The sequence below is a fragment of the Robbsia andropogonis genome, from assembly GCF_034047095.1.
In the GTDB taxonomy this organism is placed as follows: domain Bacteria; phylum Pseudomonadota; class Gammaproteobacteria; order Burkholderiales; family Burkholderiaceae; genus Robbsia; species Robbsia andropogonis.
In genome coordinates, this window is the sequence record NZ_CP139165.1 from 117,688 (window position 1) to 124,042 (window position 6,355).

6 protein-coding genes and 2 pseudogenes are annotated in these 6,355 nt (G+C 51.2%); 6 read left to right on the top strand and 2 right to left on the bottom strand.

The genetic code is table 11. The features are described from left to right. Positions 1 to 5: 5 nt before the first annotated feature. The 6 genes and pseudogenes from SJQ66_RS05225 to SJQ66_RS29595 form a co-directional block, all read left to right on the top strand. Positions 6 to 1,028 carry a hypothetical protein gene (locus SJQ66_RS05225; RefSeq protein ID WP_320533879.1) on the top strand — a complete coding sequence of 341 codons (1,023 nt, stop codon included), beginning with the start codon at positions 6 to 8 and terminating at the stop codon, positions 1,026 to 1,028. Between the two features lie 26 nt (positions 1,029 to 1,054). Next, entirely contained in the window at positions 1,055 to 2,545 is a 1,491-nt protein-coding gene (locus SJQ66_RS05230) for a hypothetical protein (RefSeq protein WP_320533880.1), read from the top strand. Next, the gene (locus SJQ66_RS05235) at positions 2,542 to 3,801 is read left to right on the top strand and encodes a class-III pyridoxal-phosphate-dependent aminotransferase (RefSeq protein ID WP_320533881.1); all 1,260 of its coding nucleotides are present in this window, start codon (positions 2,542 to 2,544) and stop codon (positions 3,799 to 3,801) included. The genes SJQ66_RS05230 and SJQ66_RS05235 overlap by 4 nt, the downstream gene beginning before the upstream one ends. A 14-nt stretch (positions 3,802 to 3,815) precedes the next feature. Further along, the gene (locus SJQ66_RS05240; protein ID WP_320533882.1) at positions 3,816 to 4,721 is read left to right on the top strand and encodes an EamA family transporter; all 906 of its coding nucleotides are present in this window, start codon (positions 3,816 to 3,818) and stop codon (positions 4,719 to 4,721) included. 15 nt (positions 4,722 to 4,736) lie between these two features. Next, positions 4,737 to 5,171 (top strand): GNAT family N-acetyltransferase, encoded by a 435-nt coding sequence (locus SJQ66_RS05245; RefSeq protein WP_320533883.1) that lies wholly within the window; start codon positions 4,737 to 4,739, stop codon positions 5,169 to 5,171. A gap of 43 nt (positions 5,172 to 5,214) precedes the next feature. After that, positions 5,215 to 5,499 (top strand): annotated as a pseudogene (locus tag SJQ66_RS29595) (IS6 family transposase); the annotation flags it as partial. A 34-nt stretch (positions 5,500 to 5,533) separates the two neighbouring features. Here SJQ66_RS29595 and tnpB read toward each other — a convergent pair. Together tnpB and SJQ66_RS05260 are read right to left on the bottom strand one after the other, a co-directional pair. Further along, positions 5,534 to 5,878, bottom strand: a pseudogene (tnpB, locus tag SJQ66_RS05255) (IS66 family insertion sequence element accessory protein TnpB). After that, entirely contained in the window at positions 5,875 to 6,255 is a 381-nt protein-coding gene (locus SJQ66_RS05260) for a transposase (protein ID WP_320533884.1), read from the bottom strand. The pseudogene tnpB and the gene SJQ66_RS05260 overlap by 4 nt, the downstream one beginning before the upstream one ends. Between the last annotated feature and the right edge of the window lie 100 nt (positions 6,256 to 6,355).

Here is a 6,355-nt window from a genome sequence, read left to right on the forward strand (position 1 = left end):
ACTCATTGGGTAAGAATATTATGCAAGCACCTGGAACGAAGGACTTGTTTTATAGGCCAATATTGCGTGATGGTATTGAAATGCGGGAAAGCGAACGTGGTATCGCGCTTCTGTACGGTAACCAGTCTTGCGATATTTCCACAACCGATGAAAATAGCACGCAAATGCGCGCTTTGGTAGATTCCTTGAAAATGGGACACACGTCGATTGGTGAACTGCACACGCGGCATGCCCAAATTCATAGCGCGATCGACCCGTTGCTGGAAGATCTCGATCGGCTGGGATTAATCACTGAGTCGCAATTTACGCTGTCAACTGATGTACGTTCTGGTCCGGAGTTCAATGCGCATATTCGAGATCTAGCTGGTCGTGCTACGCGCGCGCGATGTAAATCAAAGCTATACACTATGATAGAAGAAGGATCCTTGACACGGGAAATGCTTATCGGCTATGCGCTTGAGTATTACTACTTGGTCAGAGAGGCGCCTGGTCTGATCGCACCTGCACTTTCGCAAGCTGACACTAGGAAAAACAGAAACGCCCTGCAGCGGTTCTTGGTCTCCGAACTGGATCACGACCTCATGCTTGTAGAGTGTCTCAGGGCAGTAGGCATCGACACATCACCCGGAAAGCTGGATCAGCTTGTACCGCTCCCGTCTACATTTGCTTTATGCGCTGCGCTTGGAGTCTACGCGAAACAGCACTTACTTTCGTTCAAGAGTGTACTGTTTCTTTTCGAGATACCGAGCGTTCGCTTTAATAAAGCGCTTTCGGTGTACTGCGAGAAAATCGGATTGCCCGAAGCATTTTCGGAACCGTTGTTCAAACACGCGAATCTGAACGATTCCCTCGACCACGAGGATATAACCGGCGACTTGCTTTCAGACTTGAGCGCCGTTTCCCGCGAGGAGCAAATCGTCGTCGAGAAAAACCTAATACTGACTATTGAGACGATGGCTCAACAAGAAGAAGAAATTATATCTTACTACGGCAGACAGGACGCGATCATTCCCAGAAAATTTCAATAATTTCTAATTATATAGGACTACATATCATGGAATCTTGGAACGTCAATAATTATGATGAACCGCGACTCGTTCCACTTTCGGCTCAACTGGATCGAGATGGCAAGACTATTCTCATGGCTGTAGATAATGAAGAATTCGAAATAAATGCATCTGAGATTGCCGCGCCGATTCTCTTGGACAGTCTATTACAGATGAGAGATCCCAAGAGTCAAATTTGGACGGATATAAAAGAGGGTCTTGCGCTTCCCTGGCAGAGTAATTTGGCCAAGCAACTTGACGAGTTATCTCTGGTGGAGAGCAAACCCCCAAGCATGGACGTATTACCGGCGTTGGCTACGCGTTACGATGCCTTGGTTAGTATTGCAGCCCAAACAATTGTTAAGTTGGCAGAGAATCAAAAAGCAGATATCCAGCGTGCCATCTCATGCTTTGCTGGGCTCTTGGACGCACCGGTGCCGCGCGCCGACGCTTTTAGCGTAGCCCATATTCCAACATTTAATGGCCGAAACGACTTCGCCATACAAACTTTCTTTTTGCAAAAGCTTTACGTAGAAGAGAATTTGCCTATTGTTATACCCCTCTGGCGTCAGATATTGGCTATTGCGGCAGGGCAGCTCGGGGCTAGGCTCGAAACAGACAGGTTATCTATGCTTCGAACGATACCAAGCAGCTCGGGCTTCTATTGCGTAGCGCACGTCGAGGCTTACCTGCTCTGCCTAGTGGATCTAGTCCGCCTCTCGTCAATGGATGACGGGAGAAGTCAAATCAACGCAAGAACTTGCTTCGAGCACGCGGACACCGGCCTAAATTTTATGCGACGCGCTGAAGCGTTTGCACTTTCCAGCCTATCAAACCTCGGTGAATCACGTTTTTCTATAAAGATCAATGACCCTTCGGCGAAGTTTGGGCCCGTGGTTCAAGGATTATTTATCGAGCAATATCATGTAACGCAACGCTTTGTGGAAATTATAGCCCCGCTGATGATCAAACGTACCAGGACACCAATTAAGCAACGTGTGTATCGGTATTTTCAAGAAGAAATCGGACATGAAGCATTCGAACGTGCCACGTGCATCGGTCTAGGCGTCACCGCTGCACAACTCGATAGCGCATTGCCTCTACCGCTTTTTCAAGCGTACGTCGACGCGTTTACGGTGATAGGTCGATTTGATGCCGTAGGATACATGGCGTCCATCATGGTAACCGAGGGGATGCTTGGCATTGACAATCCGGTGCATCATCGTCTCGAGGAACTGGCAAATTGCAAAATTGACTATCAAGCTATAGCGAAGCGGCATGACGAACTGAACGTCGAATTGAATCATGCATCATTGTCGCGTTTGTTCTTCGAGGAGGTGGGAGTAATTTCGCCGGACGCGCAGAACCGTGCCTTAGAAAATCTCGCATTTCTAATCGAACTAAACTTTCGTGCGATGGATCAGGCCGCGGATTTCTACGGCAAGCAAGAGACACTAAGAATGTGTTCGCTTGAAACCTACGCGGCATCATATCAATGATGCCCGACGAGATTTTAAACCTTGACGCGTACGAGCGTTTTGTTAATCCAGCCTGGTCGAACATCGTCCGGCTCAGCGGTTTAGACATTAGGCCGGAGCGAGCAACGGGCAGTAGGCTCTTCATGACCGACGGCCGTGAATTTCTTGACTTCGTCACCGGATACGGTGCAATGCCCCTTGGACACAACCCTCCAGATCTATTGAACCTTCTTAGTTCGGATTTACGAGATGGGCTTCCGAACCTCAATCCGCTCGGGAGATCTGAACAGGCCGGCGAATTGGCAGGACGGCTAATCCGCCTTGCGGGGATAAATGACGGCAAGGTATATTTTGGTAGCGCGGGCACCGATGCGGTAGATGCAGCCTTGAAGTTCGCGATGGTTCATACCGGACGGCGAGGCCTTTTAAGCATTGCCGGCGGATTTCACGGACTCTCTTTAAGTGCGACCTCGCTTGCCGGATCAGATTTCTGGCGTCGCGGGTTGCCCGCACCACCTGGTGAGTTCCGACAAACGGAGCTAAACGATACCGACTCTATTGAGTTGGCCCTGGAAACGGGGAACATAGCTGCGATTATCTTGGAGCCTGTTCAGGGCACCGCCGGCTCGAACGCCTGGACTAAAGATGCTCTTCAGCGGGTCGCGGCATTATGTGAGAAACACGGATCAGTATTGATTTTCGACGAAATCCTATGCGGCGTGGCACGTTCAGGACATTGGTTTGCTTACCAGGCCCTGGATGTACCCGCGCCGCATATCGTGACAATATCAAAAGGCCTGACAGGCGGTATCCTCCCGCTGTCGGCGGTATTAATGAGGGACTCTATTTATCAGTCTGTGTTCGGCCGTACCAGCGCCGCAAAGATTCATGGGTCAACATTTAGCTGCAACCGACTTAGCATGCGTTGTGGTACGCACGTTCTCTCCCTCCTGGAAGATGCCGGTATTTGTGCCCATGTGCGAGTGCAGGGTGAACGACTGCAGCTCGGAGTGAAGCAATGCGGTCGCGATTTCGGTTTCACATGCGATGGGGTTGGACTACTTCTTTCGATACGCGCCATGCCAGACGCGCTCCGACGCTATGGCGGGGGGGCAGCACTGCAGCTATGGCAAGCCTTGCTTGAAAGAAACGTTATGACGATACCCGCTGCACACGATCCAGTATCGATAAGACTTCTACCCCCGTTGAATGTTGGTGCAGAAGAGATTGAAATATTTCTGAATCGACTTCGCGAGGCTTTCCGCGATTTATCATAGCCGAGTAAGGTAATATGAAAATACGTCATATCATCTTAGCAAGCCTAGTCTCGGCAATATGGGGCTTTAGCTTCATCGCCGTTAGTATCGGTTTGCGCGGCTGCCCTCCGTTGTTGCTTGCAGCAATGCGATTTCTCATCGTCTTTCTATTGGGCGCGGTATTCTCGCGAAGGCCTGCGCTTCCGGCAGCATTGTACTGTAGAGCTGGATTATGTCTGGGTGTTGTACAGTTCGGATGCATGTTCTCTGCGATACGGTTAGGAGTTCCTGCAGGGATTGTATCGGTGATCGCTCAGCTTCAGGTATTTATGACGCTGCTATTGTCAAGCGTGGTATTGCGGGAACGCTCGTCTACACTGCAGAAGTGCATGATGGCGCTCGCTTTGCTAGGCATATCGATGCTCGCTTACGTTAGGTTTGCGGCCGCGCTTCCGATTGCTCCACTTATGCTTGCAGTCCTGGGGGCGGCGGGATTTGCATGGGGCAATATCGAATTGAAGCGAGCGGGCAAAGTTGATATGTTCGCTTTTACAATATGGATGAGTGCAGTCCCTCCGATTCCCTTACTCTTGTTGTCAGTTGTATCAGAGGGTGGGCTAGTCGCGCTAACTCACGCAATAAGGAGTCTGACCTGGAGTAGCGTATTAGCGCTCTTGTTCTTGTCAATTCTGGGCACCTTATTTTCGCTTGGGACTTGGGCTAAGTTGATGACGTTGTACCCGACTTCTGTCGTTGCACCTTTTTATCTAATTAGTCCTGTTTTTGGTATTTTCGGCGGTTGGATCGTACTCGGAGAGCGATATGACGCGCTGAGCATCACCTCCGCTGGCTTGATAATAGTAGCGCTTGTAGGCAATACATACGGGGCTAAGCTCATCCAGTACCACACGAGCAGCGATAAGGTGACTGAAAACATCTGATAAGGAGTCGGTTTCATGAATAATACAAATCTATATATATCAACCGATAAATCTTTGCTGGACATCGATATGGTCTATAACTTTCTCCATCGCGACGCTGCATGGTCAAAAGGAATATCGCGAGAAACTGTTGAACGAGCCGTCGATGGTTCGATATGTTTCGGCGCATATCTTGGGCACGTGCAAGTCGGTTTTGCGAGAGTCATAACTGACATGGCGACGTTCGCTTATCTTTGTGATGTATTTGTGCTCCCAGAATTCCGGTCGCGTGGGTACGCTGCAGCGCTAATGAAATTTATTTTCAGCTCAGATCTTCTTAAGCAACTGAGGAGAGTCGTTCTTGTCACATCCAACGCCCATGGTGTGTACCAGCCTCACGGTTTCTCGGCACTGGCCAATCCTGATAGATATATGGAGCTGTATCGGCCGGATGTCTATGTAGTAGACTAATGGGCACCGTCAAGTTATCGAAGCGGTCAGGTAAGCTTGGCGCATGAAAACCTCTTCTATTTATCGCGGCCATCGCTTCCCACCTGCCATCATCAGACTAGCGGTGCGCTGGTACTTTCGCTTCTCGCTGAGCTTGCGCGACATCGAAGAATTATTGCTCGAGCTCGGCGTGATCATCAGCTACGAATCGATACGGCGGTGATGCGATAAATTTGGGGCCCGGTTTGCCGCACATGTAAAGATCACCGGCCGTATCGCCAAAACCTGGCATCTCGACGAAATGTTCGTGCGTCTGCGTGGTGCAGCCTTCCTGGCTATGGCGACAGTTTACGCATTTCAGGCCACGTATACAACTGCTACGGCTACGCCGCACCGGGTGTGGCGGTGCGCTGTGGTCGGCGCCAGTCGATGCCTTCAAGCAACATGGACAACTGCGCAGCGCTCAAATGCACGCTACCGGAATCGGCCTGCGGCCAGACGAAATAACCGTGTTCAAGGCGTTTGCAGAGCAAACACAGACCCTGTCCGTCCCATCAGAGCACCTTGATTCGGTCTCCGCGCCGACCTCGGAAGACGAACACCTGGCCGCCGTACGGGTTGTTGGCAAGTTTAGTTTGCACGACAGCGGCCAAACCGTCGAAGCCACGCCGCATATCGGTTACGCCGGCGACCAGCCACACTTGCGTGCCGGGAGGTAGCCCGATCATGCTGCACGTGAGGATGCCAAGGTTTGCGAGATGATCGTGCGCAGAATCTCGACCTCGACGTTCCCCCGAATGACGATCCTGGTCTGGCCATGCAGCCACTCGAGCTCAGTCGGGGGAACTGTGGCTAGCGGAGCACGAGCGTATTCTGAAGCAGTGGATGCGGCGCTGACGACGGACACGAAAGTGACGTGGTCGGCACGCTGATGCTCGCGACACCAGCGTGCCAGTTGATTGGCGTTGACGCCGTTGGCCAAGGCCAGAGCTGCACGAGAAACCTCCGGCAGCATCGCTTGGCGCACCAGCTCTCGCTTGAATTCCTTGGTGAAACTGCGTCTCGCAGTGCGCGGCGTCACGGGTACCACTTGCTTACCTTCCATCGTCTGCATCCGTCAAAAAATCCGACAGCATGAGCACGTTCAGGTCTCTACGAAAGATGCCTTGGGTCGACGCTTACAAATAAACCCCTGACGAACAAGG